Raw genomic sequence first — 21,726 nt, forward strand, 5'->3', positions numbered from 1 at the left:
AGACGCCGCTGGCCCGATCCGGTTGCGCTGTATGGAGGCTACACCGCATCGGGCCAGCTACCCGTGCTGACCAAGCGGGGTCATTATTGGGCGCCGAAAGGGGGTCAAAGTTGCGTGCCGATTGACAAGCAGCGCCTCGACCGATTTCGCTTTGCGCAGATAGCGGGGCAGAATGCTGGGCGTGAAGGTGATCTTGTCTGCGCCAGCGCCCCGATCCCGCACGCGCGGCACCTTTACCGGCACCGGACCAATGCCGGTCATCACCTCGCGCTCCGGCAGGTGGCCATGACGAACCAGGCGTGCCCGCCCGTCCGCAAGCCTTTCCTCGGAAAAGGCCGCCATGAGCGTCGCAAGCTCGGCGTGGACCGCCTGTTCAATCAACTGGCGCGCACCACCGCGAATGACGTCCGTGAGCGCGTCGGTGCTAAATCCCGATGGATCGCGCAGTTGGGTGATGGTAGTCTCTGACATGTGGCATATCCCTTTCTCGGCAGAGAATTGACGGCGACTCGACACCGCCATGATATGCCGCCACTTTGGGCATCACCAACTTTCGCGCGTTTCTCCCTCGTCCTAACGGATGCTTTGAACAAAACTGGGGTGGCCCTGGGTTTGCGAAGCTGCAGCGGATGGTCGGCAAAGGATGGTTGCGGCCCATATAAGTCTTCACGGTGGCAAATAACACTCTCCGGACATGGCGAACTCAACCTGGTCGCTCCCCTCACCGAGATGAGCTCGGGCAGAGACATGTTCGCCTACCAACCGAAGATACCAGCCGTCGTCGGCGCTTCCCTGACTGATAGCCATGATCTCGCGGCCGCGAGGTGATATTTCAACGATCAACGCTTCCTCTTGATCGCGACTCATCGCGATTTCCACCCAGTCTCCCGGTGTCGTTTCGAAGTCGATCTCGAGCTGCGTGACAGACTCAGCTCCGACCGTCTCACAGCGCAGAATGCGCGCGGGAAGGCTGATCGGCTCGCCAAGTTCGAGAGTGATCTCGCCCTGGCCGGTTAAGGCGGGTTGCTCAACGGCGTCCACAGCGCCAGACGCTTCGGCAGCATCGGCGTCAATCTGTCGATCTGCCAACAGTGCCTGCCGGGTCGGTTCCCAGGCAGTGGATACCTCAATCGGATCGGGCGGTTCGGCGGTGAAGTCGATCCGGATGGCAGTGTTGAGTGGCCGCCCGTCCTCTGCTTTCAGTGTCGTGTCCACATACGCCGTATAGGTGATTTCGGCCTGAGGCTCCTGCGGCGCGATGGTCACCGCCATGCCCGAAAGCGAGCGCGCGACATGAGCGGGAACAATCTGACCATCAGCCTCGAGCACAACAGCGCCGAGCGTGTCTGCATCGATCGGAACGTTAAAAGCGATCTGCGCGGTCTCGCCACGCGCGATCAACGCACCGTCTTCGGGCCAGACCGTCAGCGGCTCCAGCGGCACATCGATCGCGACCGGCAGGCGTGTCGCTTGTTCGATCACGCCATCATGGGCGACGATCTCGAAGACCGGGTTGGGTCCCGGCCCCAAGGTTGCGGGATCCGGCGTGAAACGCGGCTCGCCCAGCAGCACGGCCAGCGTCGTCCAATCCTCTCCATTGGCAGTGAACCGTACGGTATAGGTCAGCCCCTCGGGCGAAGCACTGCCCCACTCGAGAGTTTCCCCCGCGTGATATGTCGAGCCGGTAACATGCGAGAGAATTTCAGGTGCCGCCAGCGCCGGATCGGCCCAGCGTTCCGCCAGCACCTCGCCATCGCGGAGCAGGACGATCCGCGCGGGGTCGCCCGAGACCGGAACCGTTACGGCGAATGGCCAGAGGCCGGTCTCGAAAGGGTGTGGTCCCACTGATGCGCGGGCGAGAAGTTGACCGGAGGCGCCCTCAACGCGCAATTCATAAGGGCCATCGCCCGAAAGCGGCTCGCGCGGTCCCGGCACGCCGATAGCAGGCATCAGTGTCGCTTCGGCTCCGTCACCCATCCCTGACAGCATGATCCAACGGGCGTCGGGCAATTCAAGGACTGCATCGCTCCGAACGACGTTGCTCGCCGCTGGATCTGATAATTGCGCGAATTGCACACGAGAAAAAAACGGGGCTTCGGCTCGCCGGTCGCGCGTATAACGCAGCATGGCCGGCATGTTCTCAACCAGCCAGTTATACTGGTTCGGATCAATCCAGTAGTCGTTGTGCGGCTCGTAAAGGCAGGGGAACATCAGGTTCAGCAGGGGTGCGCGGGTCTGTGCGTTTCCGTGCTCGCTCGATTTCTGCCAGCCATTCGATCCGTCAAGCGCGATCCGCATTCCGTCAATCCCGGGCGCAACGGTCTGATAGCCCGTGCGGCATATCTCCTGCCTGTGCGCGTTGTTTTCAGCATAGGGTGTATGCGGCAGGCCGAAGACGTGACCGAATTCATGGGCTACCAGCGGAGAAAGCAGGATGCCGGGGAACATCCGGTCCGTCGGTATCCACGTGCTCATCATGATGGTGTTCTGGCCCGTCCGGTCGGCATGAAGGCTGTCGAGCAGATCCGGATCGGGACTTCCAAACCAGTAGGGTTCATCACCGCTGCGCCGCAGGGACTCGGGTTGCTCGAACGGTGCCTGGGTGATGCCAGTGCCTCCAAGACTTGGCGGGTGGTAGGAAACAAGGATATCGGCATTCGAATGTGCCGCGACGTGCTCGTGAAACAGGCGAACCAGAGCATTCCACTCGTTAAAACCAGCCGCCTGGCTCGCTGGATTGTCCCAGAAACGGAAGCCGTCTTCGCAGACAACCCATTCCACTCCGGGGATGGTGCAGATCGTATCCTGCAGGTTGTAGGTCCCTTGGAAACGCCCTCTGACCCTTGCGACCGGGAATATCTGGTTTGCGAATGCGCCGTCCTGTTGCGCAGCCTGTACAACCTGCCGGGATTGCTTGATGTCGATATTGTCCCTCCACTCCGAGTGCGCGGCGATGTAGTAGTCAAACGTCAGGAGGTCGATGGATTGAGCTGCGTAATCCAGCGTCCGTTCGACGATCGCGGGGGCGATTTCCACATCCTCGGGATAATGGTCAGCCGGCGTGATCTCGGCCCTGAAATTTCGCGGGTCGTTCTGCGGGGACGGGGTCCAGCCAAACAGATTGACTGTGTGTTCTCCCAGCCGCCGGTCTTCATCGGTGTACTGGTCGGGCCGTTCGACCCGCTGCTGAATCTGAGGGAAGACCGTGTTGTCCCGATCGTCTAGCACCTCGGCGAGAACCGGATAATCGAGAACCTGCCAATCGGGGTGAATGTCCTTGAGTTCCTCCCATTCGACCTGGATGCGCGCGGCAGCAGGTTTGCCATGGACGAGAGGCGCATTGCGGGACACCTGGTAAATGCCAAACCGCAAGTCATCCGGATCGATTATCGTTGATACAAAGAAGGTCGTATCCCGTTCCAGAACCTGCCGCTCATTTCCGCGCACGCCCGCATCGCCCCCCACAACGGTAATCTCATAGACCGTGCCCGAGCGCAGCGGCTCACGCGGTGCGATCCGAAGCGACTTGTCATCGTCAATGCCATTTTCGTCTTCGAGACCGAGTTCGAGATCAACAAAGCTGAGCCCGTTGTTCCGGTCCCGCGTCGTCATGATGACCGTGCGGGAATCGAGACTACCCTCTGCAACCGCAGCGCTGAATTCGATGAAGAAATCCGCCCCCTCGAGGATCACGTTCTCGCGCCCATTCAAGGGTTTGGTTTCGACCACGTGAAAGACATCCGGCTCCTCGCACAGTGTCAGGTCCAACGCGCCCTGATTTTCCGGGCTGTTCGCGATCGTGAATTCCACGTCCAGGTGAATGTGATCGTGATAGCCTTCACTTAGACGCTCATAATCGAGCGTGTGGTTGCGAACCGGATAGACGATCGACTTGAACCTGCCTGTCAGCCTCAGGGTAAAGCCGTCATCGCTCCACCGGGTCTGGAGGCTTGCGGGATTGTCCAGTCCCGCTCCATACCACCCTCCCACTCCGACTTCGAAATCATCCCGGCCCGTGTCGGCCAGACGATTGATGAAATGAACCGAGGCATACGCCCCGGCCGGGACGTGCTGGAATTCAACCGGGTCGATTGCTTGCATCACCGCGCCGTCCGGGCCGCAGGGGATGCCGGCAATACGGATCTCGGAATAATCCAGCCCGCTGCGATGGCGATGATCATGCAGGACAAGGCCAAGGGCATTGCTGCCTTCATAATGACCCATGACCCTTGCCTGGCCTTCCATCTGCCCGTCGGCCTGCGAAATCGAGCTTCCGCTGATCGTGCCCCGCCATGAGCCGACCAGCCTCCCGCGGTTCATGACGTCATAGGCGTCCGCGTAGGGCGCGTTTGGATCGACGGTTTGGGCCCCGGCCTGCGGGACGAATGCGAGGGTCGGCAAGGCAAGCGCACAAATGAGCGCGCCCCGCTTCAACCACGGTATCACCGTTCCAGAGCCTGCCATACTTCCCCCTTCATCCAGAGCGCCCGAAATTTCCCTTTTCAGTAATCGGTCTCGGCCTTGCGCAATGCGGTATCGAACGTGCCCTCGACCGGCAGGCAATCGCTCGTGTCGGCTTCCGCGAGCAAGCTGTCCCTGCGGCAGAGGACGGCCGAGAAGCGGCCCTGCGCGCTGCCCCCATCTTCCAGGGAAAGCCTATCGAAGACGACTTCGGGTGCCGTCCCCCTGTCTTCGCCAAGATAATAGGGCGGGCTCATTCCTTCCGGCCACCAGGAAATGGTCGTTTCCATGATCGAGGCGGACGCGTCGCTCCCCATCAGCGAAACCTCGATGGTCAGGACGTTGCGCATGAGGCTTTCGGACTCAGGGTCGTGCGCCTGGATCTGGATAGAGGTCACCGGGCCGAAGGATCGAATCTCGGCCGTCGATGTTCCCTCCGATGGTACATCGAGCGTTTCGCCGGAATAGGCGCTGTCGCCGATCGTCGCCTCGACTGAACCCATCGCCGTTTTCGCGATTTGCGCCAGTGCAGGTTGCGTCAGGCACAGGGTGAGGCCGAATGCTGCCAGGATAGGCGCTTGATACAGTTTCATTGAAGAAGTCCTTTATGCACTTACGGGTACGACCAGCCGTCGTGCTCGATGCGGAAAATGCGCAGCGGCGCGTCGGGCCGGGTGGTGTCTCCGCGCAGGCGGAAGACGGCAGTGTGCGTCTGGCCGAAATTCTCGACCTCGACATTGATCGTGATCATGCCCCGAAACATGGGCTGATCAGGGTCAGGCACCGGCTCGGAAACCCTGCCCTGGAAATCCTGCGCGCCAATGAGCAGGTCCGCGCCGGGCGGGCGGGATCGCAGCGCCTCCCTGAATTCGGTGGAGAAAAATACATCGGGCGCCGCCGGATCGAGGTGGCTCTGACCCAGGGCGGGGTTGTCGTACTCATAGAGTGCCGCAACAAGCCCACGTGCATGTTCGACCAGGTCGGTGTCTGACCACGCCTGCGCGCCGGTCGTGGGGGCGGGAAGGATCTTTTCGACGTCCATGACCTCTTGCGGCTCGCCATCCCCGAACAGGATTTCTTCGTCGAAATCGGCGATAAGGTAACGCTGCGCCACCCAGCCGGCCTTGGTCAGATCGGCGGTGCGCATCAGGCACCAGCGCGGCGGCAGGGCATCGAGTTCTGCTTCGGTCATCGCCGAGAAATGCGCCATCGTGTAGAACGGAACGCAGGTGATCTGCTGCAGATTGCGCTCGTCGTGCGCAAAGGTTTCGATCACCGGATAGTTGGTGCCTGGCCCCATTCGGACATTGAGCACATCGTTCGGCGCGACACCCATTACCCGCCACGCATCCGGTCCTGACCCGTCGATCTCGGCGTGGGCAAGGGAGGTGAAAAAAGGAAGCGCCAGCGCGATGGCCGCCACGGCAAGTCGGCGAGATTGTCTGATCCCAAACATGGTCATTCCACCTCCACGATGGCACGGCCGAGAACGGCCTGCCCGCCGATATCGAGATACCGGACCTCATAGCGGCCCGGCTCATTCGGCATGGTCAGTTCGAGTGTGGTTTCCTCGCCGATGCGATGGGCTTCGATCCAGCTGAAATCGGCCTGATCGGCACGAGCGAGCGAAATACGCTGGTCGGCGCTGTCGGCACCACCGGACCAGGAAACGTTGATGGTCTCGCCGGGGCGGGCCTGCGAGGGTAGGACCAGACCCGCGCCATCATCGAGCGGAGCATCGGCCCCGACGACTTCGAGCATAAGGCTTGAAACCGTGCGCGCGCCCTCCTGGAGAACATATCTGATCTCGTAAAGACCGGGCTCGGCAGGCGCGTCGAAATCGCCCTCAAGATTGTCCCTGACGCGGATATAGTCCTGATAGGTGCCCTCATCGGCGCCAGCCGGAACGATGGTGATGTAGTCCTGGGGGTGAATGGCCATAGACCAGTTGATGCGCAGCGGTGTTTGTGCTCGCGCCATGCTGGGGCCATTCAGGACGACCTTCGCCTCGACAACCTCAACCGGCGTCGAAGCGAGCGTCCTCGAACCCTCGTCCAGCACATAGCGCACCTCGTACAGCCCCGGCTCGGCGGGGGCGGTCAAACTGTTTTCATTGTAGCCGCGCACCCGCTGGTAATTGGTATAGGCGCCTTGGTCGGCGCCAGCGGGAACGATGGTGACGTAGTCCTGCGGATGGACCGAAAATGACCAGGAAACGGCGAAGCTCGCTCCGGTCGTGACCTCGTCGGGAGCGGAGATCGAGACTTCGGCCTCAACAACCTCCACCGGGGCAGATGCCAGCACGCGTGTGCCTTCGTTCAGCACATAGCGCACCTCGTACAGCCCCGGCTCGGCGGGGGCGGTCAAACTGTTTTCATTGTAGCCGCGCACCCGCTGGTAATTGGTATAGGCGCCTTGGTCGGCGCCGGTGGGAACGATGGTGACGTAGTCCTGCGGATGGATAGAAGACGACCAGGAAACAACGAAGCTGGCGCCTGTCGTCACCTCGTCGGGAGCGGAGATCGAGACTTTGGCCTCGACAACCTCCACCGGGGCAGAGCCCAGCACGCGCGCGCCCTCGTTCTGCACATAGCGCACCTCGTAAAGCCCCGGCTCGGCGGGCGCGGTCAGGCTATTTTCAGTGTCGCCGCGCACCCGCTGATAAACGCCACGGGTGTTCTGATCCGCCCCAACGGGAACGATGGTGACATAATCCTGCGGATCGATGGTGGAAGACCACGAGACGGTGAAGCTGGCGCCGGTGAGGACAGCAGCGGGCGCTTCGAGTTCGATGTCGGCGTCGACCTCGTGTTCGGGCTCGGGCTCCGGTTGGGATGGCAAGAGCGGCTCAAGGTCCACGGCGCTCTGCACCAGGGCGAGGGCATCGCGCAGGTCATTGGCGTCTTGCGCGGGAACAAAGACCCCGCCCGTATTTTCTGCAATGCAGGCAAGGCCTGCGTGTTCTTCTTCGGTCAGATCAAAGCCGACCACATGGGCGGTGAAGTTGACGCCCTGCTGCGCCAGTTCCGCCGAAAGCGCGCAAGGATCGGCCTGGCAGGTTTCCAATCCGTCCGAGATCAGGATCACGGTTGCCTGCGTGTCGCGATACGAAAGCAGTTCGGCGGCCTGACGAACGGATTCGGTGAGCGGCGTACGCCCGCGTGGCGTGACCCCGTTGACCGTCGAAACGAAGGCGGACCGATCCAGCGGGCCCGGTGCAATCAGGGTCTCGATGTCGGAGCAGTCACCTTCGCGCCGGTGCCCATAGGCCATGAGCCCCACCTTGGCGTCCTCAGGCCATGTGGCGATGAGATCCCCAATAACCTCGCGCGCTATCTCGACCTTGGCGACTCCATCGATCTGCCCCCACATCGATCCGGAACCGTCGTAAACGATCACCACATCCTCGGCTGCCGATACAATCGACGGCAGGGAGAGCGTGGCGAGCGTCAGCGGCAAGACGGCGAACAGTCTCATGACGAAATTCCTCATATTGTCCTGTCAGGCAGGTTGGGCACTGGCATCGGGCTGAGGCTGGCTGCCAACTGCACGCGCCTTGAGTTCGCGGAACTTCTTGGACATCTGCTCCAGTCGTGCATCCCATTCAGGAGCTGGCTGCTGGCCTTCGATGGTCTTGAAATAGACCTGCATCAGGCAAGCAATGGCGAACGGCTCGAGCAGCGCCGCCTTGAACGCCCAAGCGAACAGAAACGCGAAAACGAACCCGCCAGCCGCCCAAGCGCCGGGCATCAGGTAGACAATCAGCGCCGCGGGCGCGAGCATCACCAGGAAAACCACAAAGCTCAGGAGATAGACGATGATGGCCAGCCAGGTGGCATTCTTGAGCATCACCTTGTAGTTCTGCCCATAGAGCACCAGCGCGTCCTTGGCCGAGCCCCAGGGATTGGTCGAGCCGGTCCGGATCGCGTAGGCAAGGATCACCTCATCGATGAACCCGACGGCCACTTGCAGAAAGGCATGCAGAATGCCGGTCAATTGCCGGGCACCGGGTATCGGCAATATGGTGAGGATGCCGCGGATCAGCCCCGTGACCGCCCGCAACACGCCCTTGATAAGCTGGTCGACGGCGAACAACACGCTGGCCTGGGCGAATCTCTGCGTCACAACGACTCTGCCATGCTCGACCTGCGAGCGCCCCTCGGGCATTGGCTTGCCTTCGATCAACTCGACCAGCACGGCGATGTGACCGGCCTTGACGATGTAGAGAATATATTCGCGCGCCCAGTACATGACGGCTCCGACAATCCCGAAGCCGATCAGGCCGCCCCAGAAGGTCGAGCCCGCCTGAAAGGCGGCATCGCCGAGCGCGCCGACGCCGAAGCCGATGCCCGCGCCTGCGCCAGTCACCAGAACATAGGCCAGCGTGATCCCGAAATAGACCGCCATCCTGAGCACGACGAAAGGCAGGGTCTGCATCATCAGACCCATCGCCCTGCCAACACTAAAATCCCACATGCATCCTCCAGTTACGCCCGCTCTCATCTGGCAGGCTACCCAAGGTATTCCGAGTCCAGGCTCGATTGAGAATAGAGCATTTGCTCTATTGACAGCGCAGCACGGACAGTTACTTCCCGCCAGCAAGTATCGCGAGCTGCGATTTACTGGAAATACCGAGCTTTTCGTAGATGTGAACAATCTGATTGCGAACGGTGGAGGGCGATGTGCCCAGGGCACGCGCGACCTGCTTGGTGGTCATGCCGGATGCGAACAATCGAGCGACTTCGCGTTCACGCGGAGACAAGCTCGAAAGGATCGGATGGATCGACAGGTGAACGAAATAATTTCGGCCGAATAAAGACAAACGCATGTCCAGCATTTGTCCCCGCCACCGTCGGCCGCGTTTGAGCGCGCTCATAACGTGGGCGGGAAGCTGTGCGACACGCGCACCCCATTCGTTTGCGGTAAAATCATGGAAAGGCCCATGGACGCACAGCACCCAACCTTCCCCGTCGATCAGCCCGACAGCTTCATGGCCTATCGCGGCGCGGCCGGTCCACAGTTCTCGGTTCATGCGCAGCGCCTGGGACAAGTGCGGCATAAGCAACTGCTTGAACACGCGCTCGGTGTCGGAGAAAGTCATCGGCCTGTCATCCGCGCAAAGTCCCACGAAGCTGACATAGCCGTCGGTTTTTTCACCGACGATGGTGGCCATCATGTGCGAGGCGTCGAAGCGTCGCCAATGCTCGTTGTAGGCCAGACTTCTGCGATAGTCCGGAACGTCATCGAAGCGGGCCGTCGCGCCCAGACGATTGAGTGTCAGGTCGCAGAAGGCGTCCTCCTGGGCGACAGAGGCCCACTCGCCCAATATCGCCTCGCTTTGGTTGAGAACGGTCAGGTCCGTGACCAGCCGGCCATCCGCCCAGCCACCACCCCACACCCCGAAATCGAAGGGAATGAAGCGCTGCAGGTTTTTCAACACGCGGAGGCGGAGTTCGTCGGGCGTACATTCCGAGGCGTCATGGTAAAGTTCCAGCAGAAAATCGCTTACACCCGATGTGTTCTCCGTTCGCCCCGACACGACGGTTTGCCCCTCCCTGCAGAAAGCTCATGTTCCAATGCTTATGGTACTTCCAAATGCTCAAGAGAAACAACCGGCAGCGGCAAAGAGAGACGCCTTTCTGTCGCCAACGCTGTAATCTCCGAGGCTGGTCTTGCCTGGAAGGTCTTGGCGGAGCCGCCTGTCGGCATTCTCGATCGAGTCGCGCTGCCACGCGCTGTGCAGATTGCAGAAGTAGGCGGCGAGGCCGATGGCGGCGGTTACCACCTCGTGCCGGTCGAGCTCGCCGCCGTTGTCGTGGGTGGGTACCCGAAGGAGCACGACGTTGATGCTTGAAGGATGGCGTCACGCAAGTGTGGCGGATATCTGCTAGAGGTCAGCGTGGGCTCGTCATCAATCCGTCGCAGTACCACGTCAAGAACGGCGAGAGTATTCGCGCTTTCCGGTCTGCCATTATCGGTGAGAACAAGGTCGTTGATAGGGACCGGGTGTACCTGTCAAAGGCTCGCCAAGAGGCAAACAAAAAATCAGCCTTCCGAGAAGGCGATGTTCTGGCCGTGCGGTCTGGCGCCCCTGAAGTGCCGCCCGCATCCATGGGCTCGTGGCGATCCCGGTGAGGAGCCCGCCGATCACCGCCGCCCCCGCTTCCAGTCATCGAGCCGAGCGTAGATCGTGACCGCGATCCCGATGAGAGCGACAGCGATGAAGACCCAGCGCAACGTGTCGAGATACGGGACCAGCGGAAGGATAGTGGACTGGGTTTCGGCCAGGACGCTCTGCGCAACCTCGACCCCGGCTGCGCCCAGCGTCGCAATACCAGCCGCGCCTCCACCCTTCATGGTGCGGCTGTCAACCAGCACCTCGCGTGCGGGCGGCGTCTCCGCTGCAAATGCCGTCGCCCGGACCGGGAACCGCTCGCCCCACTGACGCGCGGGGCCAAGATCGACATGGATGAACCCCGAGCGCGGATAGAAGCCGAAGCCGAGGAACCCGACCTCCCGCGCCGCTGCCTCGAAGGTCACCGGGTCGTGGTTCGCCATGGCGATGTCGAAGGCAGCGCCGTCCATGTGCTTCGACCGCACTGCCCCGCCAACCGCGCGATTATGCTCTGGACTGCGATAGGCAGAGCGGACGATCAACGGCTTGCCGAGCCGGGCACGCAGCGCCTGCAGTTTATCGAGCGCGGATTCGTTGATCAGCAGCTTACCGGTGCCCCGGCAGGCGATCTCGGCCGGGCTGAAGTTCGGCCACCGCCAACTGCCATCCGGCACATCTTGCCAATGGTCGTAAAACGTCGTGCTCATGGGGGTCTCCAGAAACGAAAACCCGCCTCGAGGGCGGGTGATTGTGGCTGATGAAAGGGGATGGGGCGCGGCTACGGGCTGCCGCCGAAGATCTTGAGCTTGATCGCGGTGCCCGCGAGCAGCGCCAGCATGACGCCGGTGGTGATCATGCGCACGGCGGTTTGCATCGCGGTGCGACGCACCAGCCGGATACAGTCGAGCAAGGAGCGCAGGTCACGGATATCGAGCGCTGCCTCGTGGCCGTCCAGGCCGACGTCTGCAAGAGCCCTCTTTGCGCCTTCCTCGGCGGCGCGCGCGAGCATCGCCTCGAACTCGTGCTCTGACAAATCATACCGATTTCTCGCGTTTGGATCAGGCGGCATGGGGTGCCTCCCTTGTCAGGTCTGGTCGGCGCGAGCGCTTGCGGTGATCTCGATGGCCTTGCGTCGCCCAATTTCCTTGACGCCCGTGATGTTGTAATCGCGCCCCTCGCAGATGACGCGATCGAGGGGCGTGATATCGGCGGCGAACGCTGACCAGCGCAGGCGCAGGCGGGATGTCACGGTTGCCTGCACCTGGGCGGCCTGCCATTTCTCACTGTCGCTGACATGGGTGAGCTGGACCCAGACCGGATCGCCATGATCCTCCCAGCGATAGACGGTGCCATAGCCGTCATCATATTCCTCATGGCGGCGAAACTGTGCGCGGCGATCATATCTACCGGCCGTCACAACCGAACCCTGCGATAAGGCGCCAGGAGCGCATCAACGGCCATGGGCATGGAGTATCCTGCCGCTCCCATTGTGACCGCCTCGCGGTTGTCATACCAATGGGCAATGAGCAGCAGCATCGCCTGGCGAATGGCTGCCGGCACATCGGCGGCAGACCCAAAGCCGGCAGTAAACGTGATCGCCACCGGACGACCGTGGCCTGAACTCGGCCGGAGCAGCAGACGCTGGTCCTGCAGCGCAAGATCATAGACCAGCGTGCCACCTGCAGCATCAGTATACACTGCATCATCGATGGTGCTGTCCGGAAACGGCAGCAGGATTGGCCCGGTGACAGCGTCGATACTCATCTGCCAGCTTTGGGTCACCAGGCAGCGCCCAAGCAACCCCGCCGGCCCATCAAGGAGCGAGGTGGCCGCGTCAATATAATGCTGGATCAGCAGATCTTCCTCATTGTGATCGACGCGGATTTGCGCCTTTGCCTCACTCAGCGTGATCGGGGCCTCCGCTGGGGCTGTGGTGCGAACAAGGGTGGTCATCAGCAATCTCCGCAAGAGAAGGCAGGCGACCATCGCCGCCCGCGCGTCAGCATCAGGCCTGTGCGGCCTGCGGGTTGATCTGGCCGTGACCCCGGATCACGACGCCTGCGATCGGCGTGCCGGTCCCATGGGTGCCTGAAAACGCCGCCAGCAGCTTCACGTATCGTTTGCCGCCGACATAGCCGAAGCGATAAACGTTGGCCGTTGCATGCGCCGCCACGAGTGCCTTGATGACACCACCGGTGCTGATTTCATCAACACCGAGCATATCGCCTTCGGTGACCGGTTCATAGCTTGCGTCGTCATCGGACTGCGTCAGCTTGAACTCGATCTTGTTGCTGGACGTGAACGTGATGCCGCCAGCGCCGATCGCGAGCACGATTTCAGCGGCGTCATAGCCGCGCAGGTCGATCGCTGTTGGCGTGCTGTCCGCCGTCAGCGTCGCCGCGTCGATGGCCGAGGCCACCGAGAGATCGGAATGCATGTCCTTCATCGAAGTGTCCTTTCAGGAATGGAGGTGTGGTACGGGCGAGCGACCCCGCCCGCACGGGCTCAGGAGGCCGCGATCTTCAGCAGCTTGATCGCCTCGAAGTTCTGCACCCCGCCGCCGACGCGCTTGGTGGTGTAGAAATGCACGTAGGGCTTGTTGGTATAGGGATCACGCAGAACCCGGACGCCGAAACGATCGACGATCAGATAGCCACGGCGGAAGTCGCCAAAGGCCACCGGGAACGCCCCCGCCGCCACATCCGGCATATTGTCGTCGTCGGTGATCGGATAGCCCAGCAGCGTCGCCGGTTGACCCGCCTGCACCGGGGGCTGCCACAGATAGAGCTCCTCGGTCTTCGACTTCAGCTTGCGCACCGTCGCCTGCAGCGACTTGTTCATCAGGAAACGGGCGTTCTGCCGGTATCCTTGCTTGATCGAGTAGATCAAATCGATCAGCGCATCGACGCCATTGTGGCTGCTGTCGGTCAAGGCCGCGGCCACGCCGGAGGCGGTATAGCCGATATTGCCCCAAGACTGGAAGGCGTTGGCCACCGTGTCATAGGACAAGAGCCCGCGGGGCTGGTTGACCCCGTCGCCGGTGATGAAGGCGGTGGCCTCGGCCTCGGCGAAGGCGGTCGAGACCTCCTCGGCCAGCCAGGCGGCGATATCGACGCGCGCATCGTCGAGCAGGGTCTGGGTCGCGGCGGGGTTGGCGTAGATTTCCATTGCCGGGAAGGCCAGTTCCGCCAGGGTGGGCGTGGCGGTCTCGGGCCGGGCCTGGCGTTCGCCGACCCAGCCGGCTGCGGCCCCGCCCTGATTGACCAGCTTCTTGTAGCTGCCGGCCGAGATCGAGATGACGCTGGCGATCGACCGCATGGCCGAGACCGAGCCCAGCACCCGGTCGATGGTCTGTTCCATCTGATCAGGCACGACATAGCCGCCATCGGGATCGCTGTCGGTGCGAAGCGCGGCCTTCACCTCCAGTTCCCGAAGCCCGGCCTCGACGCCGCGGCGGAAGAACTGGTTGAAGGCGCGGGCGTGCTCGCGGGTCTCGGGGCTGTCCGCCCGATCCGCGCTGCTTGCGCCGCCCAGCTTGGCTGCGGCTAGCATGGTGTTGGTCTCATCCAGCGCAGACTGCAGCTTGGTGATCTCGGTATTGATGCGCTCGAGTTTCTCGGCCTGCACGACATCGGCGAACTTCGCGTTGATGCCGTTGATCTCGGCTTGATGCTCGTCCTTGAAGGCGGCAAAGGCTCGGTTCAGATCGGCGAGGATGGCGTTGGCGTCGCCGGCCTCGGCGCGCACGCGAACGGCCCCGCGAATGCGGGGGGATTTCTGGATGCCCATGATGGTTTCCTTATGAGCGGATGGTGTCGATGAGCTGGCGGATGGCGCTCACGGGGATGCCAGCGTTCTGCGTGGCGGGTTCGGCAGCGTTGCGCGTGCCGGTAATCTGTTTCAGCATCGCGCGCCGCTCGCTGCGGGGGATGCCTTGCTGCGCCAGAGCCGCGTCGATGCGGCGCCGCGCCTGAATGTCGGGGCGGGCCTGCGCCATGGTGGGCGGCTCAGCTTCCACGCGTGGTCGGTTGCCTGTATCGGGCGCAATTCCGTCCGCCATCCCGGCGGCAATCGCCTCCTCGGTGCCCAGAAAGGTCTCGGCATCGAGCAGCGCGGCAATTTCCTCGCTGCTCCTGCCGCTGCGCGCGGCATAAATCTCGGTCAGGGCGGCGTCGAAGGTCTCAAAAAGCGTGGCGGCTTCGGCCATGTCGTGGCGATTGCCGATCACCACGCCCCAGGCATTATGCAGCATCAGAAAGCTGCCGGGTCTCATGTGGATCTCGTCCCCGGCCATGGCGATGATCGAGGCGGCGGATGCCGCAAGACCCAGCACCTCGACGGTAACCGCGGCCGGATGGGCGCGCAGCAGGTTGTAGATGGCAATGCCCTCGAACATGTCACCGCCGGGCGAGTTGATCTGCACGGTGACCGCATTCGGACCGATCCTGCTCAGCGCCGCCGCGATCCGGCGCAGGCTGACCCCACCGCCCATGCCATCCTCGCCGATCACGTCGGAGATGGTGATGGTGCTGTCGCCCTTTGTCGGGGCTGCTGCCGCAGCCGGCATGGCAGCCCATCGGGCCAGCGCGTCCGATGGCGCATCGGCCTGGAACGCCGCGGGGCGCGGCAAGACCGGTCCGGCCGGAAGATCACGCAGGCTCATCAGATGGTCCTTTCGGATGTGTGCGGCTCATAGCTGAGCAAGAAAGACCGGCAGTTTCCTGCCGCTCTCCGCGCCTCAGGCGCTTGTGATGGATAATCAGCGGCGGTTGTCGTTTATCTGCTCAACCAAGAGTATGACGGAGCAGACCCATGCGTATTTTCCAGAAACTGGCCGTATTGGCCGTCACCGCCGCCACCGTGGTCGCTGTGCCGGCCTCGGCAGACCCGGGACGGGGCAAAACCCATGATCGTGACCACTTCCGGACCAGCCAGGCAAGACACTGCCCGCCGGGGCTGGCGAAGAAGAACCCGCCCTGTGTTCCCCCCGGCCAGGCCAGAAAATATGACGATCGCAGGGATTTTGATCGTCACCGGCACCATGAGCGTCGGCGGCACCATGACCGCTACGGGGTCCGGATCGGCGATATCCTGCGGATCGACGATTACCGGGTCATTCGCGATCCTCGCAGGATGAATCTCGAGACCCGTGACGACTGGCGCTATTACCGCGATGGCCATCGCGTCTATCGGGTTGATCGCGAAACACGGAAGATTCTCTCGGTCATCGAGTTGATCGACGCCTTTACGAACTGAGGCAGCGCCGGCTGCATTCCAGCCCCGAGATCAGGGATCGGCTTGGGCGTCGGGATCGATAGATTCGTTCTCCGCCTTCCCGGCTTCTGCGGTCATGTTCGGCGGCGGGTAATAGACATCACCGCCGTCACGTGGATTCTGGTCCTCGAGGGTGCGGATCTCGTTGGGGCTCCAGACGCCCCATTGCAGGCCCTTCACATAAGCCTCCCAGCGGGCCCGAATGTCGCCCTTGACGAGGGCGGCGCGGTTGAAGCGGGCATAGAGCAGATCATCCGCGCCGATCAGGTCGCGGTCGAGCGCTTCCTCCCACATGGTCAGGTGATCCTCGAGCGTATAGGCCACGAAGCCGATCGACTGCTGCTCGATGCCGGTGCCCCAGCTGGTGGACTTCTCGGTATCGCCGATCATATGCGGCGGCACCCCGAAGAACATGGCGATGTCGCTGCGGCTGAACTTGCGGCTCTCGATCCATTGCGCATCCTCGGCGGTCATCGCGATACGGGCGTAATCCATACCTTCCTCGAGAATGAGGTGCTTGCCTTCCTGGTCACCGCCGGCGCGGAACGCCTCGAGCCCGGCCTTGAGTGAGTGGCGGCGCGCACCGCGCGGGCGGTCCGGAAGGACCGCCCCGATCTCGAAGAGACCACCGTTGTCGCCGCGCTGGCGCAGTTCGACGATCTCTGGAAGGCGCTCATCCCGGCCGAGCAGGCACGCATCGTCCAGCTTCTGGTCGCGCGCATCACCGTAAGCGAGGCCGGCCTCGCCATCGACCTGCGCCATGATGGCCTCGGCGCCATCGCCGCGCTGATGGCCCCACCGAGGAAGGAGGTGGCCTGATGCCCGCGCCCGAGACCCTGCGCGTCCACATCCCGCTCGAACTCCGCCGCCGCGGCGGTCGCCCCCGGATCCTGCCGCCGAAGCATGTCGAGGCCGCTATGGGCCGCGGGCAGGATCCTCACCTTCTGCGCGCCATCGGCCGCGCATGGGGCTGGAGGCAGCGGCTGGAACGCGGCGACGTCGCCACGCTCGCCGACCTCGCCGCCGACGAGGGCCTGTCCGACCGATACGTCAGCCGCCTCCTGCGTCTCGCCTGGCTCGCGCCGGATGTGCTCGAGCGGCTAGTCGTCTACCGCGAGCCCTCGACGATCAGCATCCTCGACCTCTGCGCGGTGGCGGCCCTGCCGTGGGGCGAGCAGCCGGTGCGGGTGTTCGACTGACGATCAGGCTGCGATCCAGCTTTCCGTGTCGGTTACCTCGCCGTAGCCAAAAGCCAGCGCGGCCATGATTGTGGCGTGGGCGTCGGCCGCGGGGACGGTCGAGCCGTCGAATTCGAGGTCGCGGGTCGCGCAGGCGTCATGGATCGTGGTGGTGCGATAGCCGAGGTCATTCGCCGCGCGCACAGTCGCATCGACGCACATGTGGCTCATGGCGCCGACAACGACAACTTCTTCAACACCCTTCTCGTCCAGAAGCGCCTTCAGCCCTGTCTCGCGGAACGAGTTGGGGAAGTTCTTCACGATCACCGCTTCATTCGCAGCCGGCGCCACGGAGGCGTTGATCTCGACGCCCTCGGTGCCGGGCGTGAAGATTGGTCCGCCCGGCATTTCATGCCGAATGTTCACGACCACGTCGCCCTTCGCACGGGCGGCGTTCATGATCCGGGCGGCATTGGCGGAAGCGGACTCGATGCCCGACAGCGGCAGCTTGCCGCCGGGGAAGTACTCGTTCTGCATGTCCACGACGAGGATCGCGCGATTGCTCATGGGAAAGCTCCTTTGTTGCTCCGCCTTCCATATCGCCCGACTGCTCTTGCTTCACCATTGGCGGTATCGACATAATACAAGGTGATATCGACAATGAGGCCCCATGACCGAGATCATAGACATCGGCCTTGTCCGTTATCCCGGCGCGCAGGTTTCAGCCGTCCTCGGACTCGTGGATCTGTTCGGCATCGCCGGAAACGTGGCTTCGAAGCGTCCCGAGGACCTGCCCAGGCTTCGCATCACGGAATGGAGCTGCGACCCCGGTCTCGCTCCAGTCACGCCGGGCGTCGGGCAGGACGTACTCCTGCTTCCGCCTGCCCTCGGGTCGCCTATCAAAGCCGAAGCCGCCGCGCCGATCGCCGCGGGCCTGCGCTCGGCGCATGGCCAGGGGACGATCCTCGCGTCGGTCTGCGCCGGCGCCTTTCTACTCGCCGAAACCAGGCTGCTGGACGGTCGCCGCGCCACGACCCACTGGGCCTATGCGGATGAACTTGCCGCCCGGTTTCCGCGCGTCGTGCTGGATCCTGATCAGCTGATCATCGACGAAGCCGACATCCTCACTGCCGGAGGGCTGATGTCCTGGACCGATCTGGGACTGAAGCTGGTTGACCGTTTTCTTGGCCCCTCGGTCATGCTGGAAACCGCGCAGATCCTGCTCCTGGACCCGCCAGGACGGGAGCAACGGTTCTACAGCTCATTTGCGCCGCGCCTGAACCACGGCGATGCTGCAATTCTGCGGGTCCAGCACTGGATGCAGGCCAACGGTGGAAAGGAGGCTGCGCTTGCCGTGCTGGCCGGCCATGCCGGTCTGGAGCAACGGACGTTCCTGCGGCGGTTCCAGAAAGCCACGGGGCTTACGTCGACCGATTATGCGCAGAGATTGCGTGTCAATCGTGCGCGCGAGTTGCTGCAGTTCAGCCAACAGTCAGTGGACGCCATAGCCTGGGAGGTCGGCTATCGAGACCCGGCAGCCTTCCGTAAGGTGTTCCACCGTGTCGTCGGCCTGACGCCAGGTGAATTCCGTCAGCGGTTTCATGTATGAAGCCGCGAGAACAACGCCACCGCTACGCGCCGTTCGGCCAGCGCACCCAGCGGCTGCGCCTCTTGCGTGTTGCGGCTCTGTTCCCGTCGATGGCGATTGACGCAAGGACCGAAGTTTTGGCGGGGTTGAAATTCAGGCCATTGGAAAGGCGAGGAAAAATACGACCGAACCGAAATCGGCGAGGTTCGCCCGAACAGAGACGGAGCGCCGTTCAGAGCCCGGAACGGGCCTGGCGCGCGGTCTCAAAGGTTCGCATGGGGGAGACAAAGCCCTTTGAAACGCGACTATTTCCGCGCCGCGATGGGCGCCTGTCCGTGTTCGCAACAGGGATGATGGCGGAGGGAAAGGGCCTGAAAGACAACCTTCTCCAATTGTAACGCATTGATTGTATTATATTTTATTGAACACGATCTCAGATCGTGCTTGGAAAGCATTGGTTTGGCGCATTGTTATGCCGTCAGGTGTCAGCGGAGGTTGACGTCCACACCGTCCCTGGGGCCCGAATGCGCTCGGCGCTGTCGTCTATAATGAGGGACGATCAGTCTGCCGTTCTGCACGCAAAAATTGATCTGCTGCGAGGTTATGTGCGTAAAGCAAAGAAAATGGCCCGAATAGCAGAAGGTTCGCCCTATCTGCGGCGGCTGGACGACAACTGGCAGCTCAAGAATTTCGAGGGACTCCCCATGCTTCAAGTCGCGCTTCTCTATACTGCAACCGCCGCGGTGTTTCTCGCTCTGGATGCGATAGGGATCCGGTTTCTCATCCGGCCGGTGTTCGAGCGCAATGTCGGCCATCTTCTTGCCGATCCGCTGCGGCTTGGTCCGGCAGCGCTGTTCTATCTGGGATATATCGCCGGGCTTGTGTGGCTGGTTTCCTGGCCCGCGCTGAAGGGCAACGATCCCCTGCAGGCGTTGATCGGAGGCATGGTCATCGGGCTGATGTGTTATGGTACCTATGAGATGACTAATTACGCCACGCTCGCCGACTGGTCGTGGGAGCAGGTCATCATCGATGGATTGTGGGGCATGCTGCTGACCGGATTTTCAGCCTGGATTGGCGTTCTGGCACTTTCGGGGCGATTTAACTGAACGATCAGCCCAAGCGTCGCAACAGGCGCAGCGAGAGCGCATAAGGCAAGGCCCGCACCAGCTTCATCACCCAGGTGAAGCGGCGCGGGAAATGGATCTCGAATCCCCGCCGCTGCATCCCGCGCAGCACCGCCTCTGCCGCCTGCTCGGGAGTGATGATTGCGGGCATGGCAAAGTCGTTTCTTGCTGTCAATCTGGTCTGGACGAAGCCAGGACAGACCAGCCGCACGTCCACGCGCGGTGCCAGTTCGACCGCAAGCGTTTCGGCCAGGTTGTTCACCGCAGCCTTGGTCGCTGAATAAGGCTGCCCCCCCGGCAGACCGATATAGCCCGCAACCGATCCGAACAGCACCAACTGTCCACCGTCGCGCAGCAGCGGGGGGCATTGGCGGGCGACCTCGATCATGCCCAGGATGTTGACCCGCACCATCGCCTCGGCTTGGGCGGGGTCGATGTCGGCGACGCGACCGGGATCATAAAGCGCGGCGGTGCAGATGATCGCATCGAGCGGCGCCTCAAGCGCAAGCCGCTTCACCACCGCTGCCAGCGTTTCGGGTTGTCCCAGATCCAGCGGCAGGGCCTGCGCACCGCCGCATTCCGTGGCCAGCACCTCCAGCGCGTCACCATCGCGGGCGGAAAGGATCAGCTGCGCACCTTGCCCGGCCAGCGCCCGGGCAAGTGCAGCGCCGATCCCGGCGCTGGCACCAATGATCCAGATGCGGCGGCCTGCATGGCCCATCCTTCAAATCCGGAAGATCGGCTGCAACAGCCGCGGGATCAGCGCGCGAAAGCGCAGGGGCGCATCTGTTGCCGCCAGGCAGATGCAAGGCTCGCCTGGGCCGGCCACGGGTTGGTGGTCGATCTCGTCATGCGCCACTTCTACGTCGCCGCGATGAAATGCGCCCGCACTGTCGGAAAAGCTGCCCTGCAGCACCAGCGTCAATTCCTGCCCGCTATGCCCGTGTTCGGGCACGGCCTTGCCCGGCGGGATATACAACAACCGCAGCGAGCCTTCACGATCGGTGGTCAGGATCTGCTGGCGGATGCCACCGCCCAACATGCGCCAGTGCGGCGGCCTTCCGCCCAATTCGTGCATCACAGCCGAGGGAAACGGGCCAGAGGCGCGCGGGGGCGGTTTCGGCGCCGGTGCGTCCAGTGCCGCCATCATACGGTCGCGTGCATCGGCGCGCAGGTTTGCACCCTCTGCACCCAGCAAAAACGCGCCGCCGATCATGTCTGCCGCCTCGTGGCGGGCGCGGCATTGGTCGCAAAGTGACAGATGCGCAGCCACGACCACGCCGAAGGCATGTGGCAAGGTTCCAGCGCGATACGCGTCAAGCATGTCGTCGGGGATGTGGTGGCGGATGGCGGTCATGGTGCTATCTTCTTCAGCTCGTGCCGGAGGCGTTCAAGGCCAAGGCGGATGCGGGACTTGATGGTGCCAAGCGGCAAGCCCGTCATTTCACTGATACCGCTATGGGGAACGTCATCGAAATAGGCGGCGCGCAGCGCCTCGACCTGTTCGGGAGCGAGTCGCGCAAGTGCCTCGGCCAGGTGGCGCGCCTCCTGCTGCAGAGCGATGATCTGGTCTGCGTCGGGTTCCAGGCTCTCAAGCTCGGGCATCTCGTCGGGTTGTGCCAGCGGGCGGCGGCGCGCCATGTCGATGCGCCGGTTCCGGGCAATGCCATAGATCCAACCGGCCGCGTCGGCGCGATGCGGGTCAAACTGCCCTGCCTTGTGCCAGACCGCAAGCATCACATCCTGCACCACATCCTCGGCAGTGCCGTCGCGCAGCCCGCCGCGCAGCATCATCGCCTTGATCCTTGGGGCAAAATGGTCAAAGAGCCGTCCGAACGCCGCGCGGTCACGGCTGTCGCGGACAGCGATCAAATCTCGACTCAACTCGGAAAGATCACTCATCGGCTGCTGACTCACCACTGTGGCACCCACGGCACCGCTATCGACCAGTGGCGGTGCCATCGGACTGAGCGTTCTATAAGT

The 21,726-nt window shown here is 62.7% G+C and carries 23 protein-coding genes and 1 pseudogene; 5 read left to right on the top strand and 19 right to left on the bottom strand.

Going from position 1 to position 21,726, the window contains the following annotated elements:
• Positions 1-126: 126 nt before the first annotated feature.
• The 7 genes and pseudogenes from C9E82_RS20845 to C9E82_RS20875 form a co-directional block, all read right to left on the bottom strand.
• Positions 127-471, bottom strand: a pseudogene (locus tag C9E82_RS20845) (transposase); the annotation flags it as partial.
• A gap of 195 nt (positions 472-666) precedes the next feature.
• A complete protein-coding gene (locus tag C9E82_RS20850; RefSeq protein WP_119898607.1) occupies positions 667-4,464 on the bottom strand; it encodes an Ig-like domain-containing domain in 3,798 nt (1,265 codons plus the stop codon).
• Between the two features lie 38 nt (positions 4,465-4,502).
• The gene (locus C9E82_RS20855) at positions 4,503-5,054 is read right to left on the bottom strand and encodes a hypothetical protein (RefSeq protein WP_119898608.1); all 552 of its coding nucleotides are present in this window, start codon (positions 5,052-5,054) and stop codon (positions 4,503-4,505) included.
• Between the two features lie 20 nt (positions 5,055-5,074).
• Positions 5,075-5,923, bottom strand: a complete 849-nt coding sequence (locus C9E82_RS20860; protein ID WP_147393099.1) for an SH3 domain-containing protein — start codon at positions 5,921-5,923, stop codon at positions 5,075-5,077.
• Entirely contained in the window at positions 5,920-7,938 is a 2,019-nt protein-coding gene (locus C9E82_RS20865) for a vWA domain-containing protein (protein WP_170162096.1), read from the bottom strand. The genes C9E82_RS20860 and C9E82_RS20865 overlap by 4 nt, the downstream gene beginning before the upstream one ends.
• A 24-nt stretch (positions 7,939-7,962) precedes the next feature.
• Positions 7,963-8,901, bottom strand: coding sequence for a hypothetical protein (locus C9E82_RS20870; RefSeq protein WP_240643573.1), 939 nt, complete (start codon positions 8,899-8,901; stop codon positions 7,963-7,965).
• 145 nt (positions 8,902-9,046) lie between these two features.
• The gene (locus C9E82_RS20875) at positions 9,047-9,901 is read right to left on the bottom strand and encodes a helix-turn-helix transcriptional regulator (RefSeq protein ID WP_221036006.1); all 855 of its coding nucleotides are present in this window, start codon (positions 9,899-9,901) and stop codon (positions 9,047-9,049) included.
• A 39-nt stretch (positions 9,902-9,940) separates the two neighbouring features.
• Between C9E82_RS20875 and C9E82_RS24875 the strand changes: the two genes are divergently transcribed.
• On the top strand, positions 9,941-10,315 hold the full coding sequence (locus C9E82_RS24875; RefSeq protein ID WP_221036007.1) for a hypothetical protein: 375 nt from the start codon (positions 9,941-9,943) through the stop codon (positions 10,313-10,315).
• A 293-nt stretch (positions 10,316-10,608) separates the two neighbouring features.
• Here the strand turns inward: C9E82_RS24875 and C9E82_RS20885 are convergent, their stop codons facing one another.
• From C9E82_RS20885 to C9E82_RS20915, 7 genes are all read right to left on the bottom strand, one after another.
• Positions 10,609-11,283 carry a YcbK family protein gene (locus C9E82_RS20885; protein WP_119898614.1) on the bottom strand — a complete coding sequence of 225 codons (675 nt, stop codon included), beginning with the start codon at positions 11,281-11,283 and terminating at the stop codon, positions 10,609-10,611.
• A 71-nt stretch (positions 11,284-11,354) separates the two neighbouring features.
• Positions 11,355-11,645 carry a DUF6127 family protein gene (locus tag C9E82_RS20890; protein WP_119898615.1) on the bottom strand — a complete coding sequence of 97 codons (291 nt, stop codon included), beginning with the start codon at positions 11,643-11,645 and terminating at the stop codon, positions 11,355-11,357.
• A gap of 15 nt (positions 11,646-11,660) precedes the next feature.
• Entirely contained in the window at positions 11,661-11,993 is a 333-nt protein-coding gene (locus C9E82_RS20895; RefSeq protein WP_119898616.1) for a phage head closure protein, read from the bottom strand.
• Positions 11,990-12,529, bottom strand: a complete 540-nt coding sequence (locus C9E82_RS20900) for a head-tail connector protein (RefSeq protein WP_119898632.1) — start codon at positions 12,527-12,529, stop codon at positions 11,990-11,992. The genes C9E82_RS20895 and C9E82_RS20900 overlap by 4 nt, the downstream gene beginning before the upstream one ends.
• Before the next feature lie 52 nt (positions 12,530-12,581).
• A complete protein-coding gene (locus C9E82_RS20905; RefSeq protein WP_119898617.1) occupies positions 12,582-13,022 on the bottom strand; it encodes a hypothetical protein in 441 nt (146 codons plus the stop codon).
• Positions 13,023-13,081: 59 nt separating this feature from the next.
• Positions 13,082-14,365, bottom strand: a complete 1,284-nt coding sequence (locus C9E82_RS20910) for a phage major capsid protein (RefSeq protein ID WP_119898618.1) — start codon at positions 14,363-14,365, stop codon at positions 13,082-13,084.
• Between the two features lie 10 nt (positions 14,366-14,375).
• The gene (locus C9E82_RS20915; protein ID WP_119898619.1) at positions 14,376-15,239 is read right to left on the bottom strand and encodes a head maturation protease, ClpP-related; all 864 of its coding nucleotides are present in this window, start codon (positions 15,237-15,239) and stop codon (positions 14,376-14,378) included.
• A 149-nt stretch (positions 15,240-15,388) separates the two neighbouring features.
• Between C9E82_RS20915 and C9E82_RS20920 the strand changes: the two genes are divergently transcribed.
• Positions 15,389-15,832 (top strand): hypothetical protein, encoded by a 444-nt coding sequence (locus C9E82_RS20920; RefSeq protein ID WP_119898620.1) that lies wholly within the window; start codon positions 15,389-15,391, stop codon positions 15,830-15,832.
• A gap of 30 nt (positions 15,833-15,862) precedes the next feature.
• Here the strand turns inward: C9E82_RS20920 and C9E82_RS20925 are convergent, their stop codons facing one another.
• Positions 15,863-16,612 carry a phage portal protein gene (locus C9E82_RS20925; protein WP_240643574.1) on the bottom strand — a complete coding sequence of 250 codons (750 nt, stop codon included), beginning with the start codon at positions 16,610-16,612 and terminating at the stop codon, positions 15,863-15,865.
• 56 nt (positions 16,613-16,668) lie between these two features.
• Here C9E82_RS20925 and C9E82_RS20935 point away from each other — a divergent pair, with 56 nt between their 5' ends.
• Positions 16,669-17,049, top strand: a complete 381-nt coding sequence (locus C9E82_RS20935) for a hypothetical protein (protein ID WP_119898621.1) — start codon at positions 16,669-16,671, stop codon at positions 17,047-17,049.
• A gap of 3 nt (positions 17,050-17,052) precedes the next feature.
• Here C9E82_RS20935 and C9E82_RS20940 read toward each other — a convergent pair whose 3' ends face one another.
• The gene (locus tag C9E82_RS20940) at positions 17,053-17,595 is read right to left on the bottom strand and encodes a cysteine hydrolase family protein (RefSeq protein ID WP_119898622.1); all 543 of its coding nucleotides are present in this window, start codon (positions 17,593-17,595) and stop codon (positions 17,053-17,055) included.
• Positions 17,596-17,698: 103 nt separating this feature from the next.
• On the opposite strand from C9E82_RS20940, the gene C9E82_RS20945 reads away from it, so the two are divergent.
• Positions 17,699-18,637, top strand: coding sequence for a GlxA family transcriptional regulator (locus C9E82_RS20945; RefSeq protein ID WP_119898623.1), 939 nt, complete (start codon positions 17,699-17,701; stop codon positions 18,635-18,637).
• Positions 18,638-19,164: 527 nt separating this feature from the next.
• Positions 19,165-19,725, top strand: a complete 561-nt coding sequence (locus tag C9E82_RS20950) for a DUF2177 family protein (protein WP_342354327.1) — start codon at positions 19,165-19,167, stop codon at positions 19,723-19,725.
• A gap of 4 nt (positions 19,726-19,729) precedes the next feature.
• Here C9E82_RS20950 and C9E82_RS20955 read toward each other — a convergent pair whose 3' ends face one another.
• The 3 genes from C9E82_RS20955 to C9E82_RS20965 are packed head-to-tail and all read right to left on the bottom strand — an operon-like array spanning position 19,730 to position 21,705.
• Positions 19,730-20,464, bottom strand: a complete 735-nt coding sequence (locus C9E82_RS20955; protein WP_062563581.1) for an SDR family NAD(P)-dependent oxidoreductase — start codon at positions 20,462-20,464, stop codon at positions 19,730-19,732.
• 3 nt (positions 20,465-20,467) lie between these two features.
• Positions 20,468-21,100, bottom strand: coding sequence for a ChrR family anti-sigma-E factor (locus C9E82_RS20960; RefSeq protein WP_119898624.1), 633 nt, complete (start codon positions 21,098-21,100; stop codon positions 20,468-20,470).
• Positions 21,097-21,705, bottom strand: a complete 609-nt coding sequence (locus C9E82_RS20965; protein ID WP_240643575.1) for a sigma-70 family RNA polymerase sigma factor — start codon at positions 21,703-21,705, stop codon at positions 21,097-21,099. Before C9E82_RS20965 ends, C9E82_RS20960 begins: the two co-directional genes overlap by 4 nt.
• Positions 21,706-21,726: the final 21 nt, after the last annotated feature.

Origin of the sequence: Paracoccus sigandri (genome assembly GCF_003709565.1) — a bacterium.
Taxonomy (GTDB): Bacteria; Pseudomonadota; Alphaproteobacteria; order Rhodobacterales; family Rhodobacteraceae; genus Paracoccus; species Paracoccus siganidrum.

Bases quoted from the DNA above. Each gene is read 5' to 3' on its own strand.
- C9E82_RS20955 (WP_062563581.1), bottom strand. From the start codon at position 20,464: ATGGGCCATGCAGGCCGCCGCATCTGGATCATTGGTGCCAGCGCCGGG.
- C9E82_RS20920 (WP_119898620.1), top strand. From the start codon at position 15,389: ATGCGTATTTTCCAGAAACTGGCCGTATTGGCCGTCACCGCCGCCACC.
- C9E82_RS20870 (WP_240643573.1), bottom strand. From the start codon at position 8,901: ATGATGCAGACCCTGCCTTTCGTCGTGCTCAGGATGGCGGTCTATTTC.
- C9E82_RS20940 (WP_119898622.1), bottom strand. From the start codon at position 17,595: ATGAGCAATCGCGCGATCCTCGTCGTGGACATGCAGAACGAGTACTTC.
- C9E82_RS20925 (WP_240643574.1), bottom strand. From the start codon at position 16,612: ATGGCGCAGGTCGATGGCGAGGCCGGCCTCGCTTACGGTGATGCGCGC.
- C9E82_RS20935 (WP_119898621.1), top strand. From the start codon at position 16,669: ATGCCCGCGCCCGAGACCCTGCGCGTCCACATCCCGCTCGAACTCCGC.
- C9E82_RS20915 (WP_119898619.1), bottom strand. From the start codon at position 15,239: ATGAGCCTGCGTGATCTTCCGGCCGGACCGGTCTTGCCGCGCCCCGCG.
- C9E82_RS20860 (WP_147393099.1), bottom strand. From the start codon at position 5,923: ATGACCATGTTTGGGATCAGACAATCTCGCCGACTTGCCGTGGCGGCC.
- C9E82_RS20890 (WP_119898615.1), bottom strand. From the start codon at position 11,645: ATGCCGCCTGATCCAAACGCGAGAAATCGGTATGATTTGTCAGAGCAC.
- C9E82_RS20885 (WP_119898614.1), bottom strand. From the start codon at position 11,283: ATGAGCACGACGTTTTACGACCATTGGCAAGATGTGCCGGATGGCAGT.
- C9E82_RS20865 (WP_170162096.1), bottom strand. From the start codon at position 7,938: ATGAGACTGTTCGCCGTCTTGCCGCTGACGCTCGCCACGCTCTCCCTG.
- C9E82_RS24875 (WP_221036007.1), top strand. From the start codon at position 9,941: ATGGTAAAGTTCCAGCAGAAAATCGCTTACACCCGATGTGTTCTCCGT.
- C9E82_RS20850 (WP_119898607.1), bottom strand. From the start codon at position 4,464: ATGGCAGGCTCTGGAACGGTGATACCGTGGTTGAAGCGGGGCGCGCTC.
- C9E82_RS20965 (WP_240643575.1), bottom strand. From the start codon at position 21,705: ATGGCACCGCCACTGGTCGATAGCGGTGCCGTGGGTGCCACAGTGGTG.
- C9E82_RS20855 (WP_119898608.1), bottom strand. From the start codon at position 5,054: ATGAAACTGTATCAAGCGCCTATCCTGGCAGCATTCGGCCTCACCCTG.
- C9E82_RS20960 (WP_119898624.1), bottom strand. From the start codon at position 21,100: ATGACCGCCATCCGCCACCACATCCCCGACGACATGCTTGACGCGTAT.
- C9E82_RS20910 (WP_119898618.1), bottom strand. From the start codon at position 14,365: ATGGGCATCCAGAAATCCCCCCGCATTCGCGGGGCCGTTCGCGTGCGC.
- C9E82_RS20950 (WP_342354327.1), top strand. From the start codon at position 19,165: ATGAGGGACGATCAGTCTGCCGTTCTGCACGCAAAAATTGATCTGCTG.
- C9E82_RS20945 (WP_119898623.1), top strand. From the start codon at position 17,699: ATGACCGAGATCATAGACATCGGCCTTGTCCGTTATCCCGGCGCGCAG.
- C9E82_RS20900 (WP_119898632.1), bottom strand. From the start codon at position 12,529: ATGACCACCCTTGTTCGCACCACAGCCCCAGCGGAGGCCCCGATCACG.
- C9E82_RS20905 (WP_119898617.1), bottom strand. From the start codon at position 13,022: ATGAAGGACATGCATTCCGATCTCTCGGTGGCCTCGGCCATCGACGCG.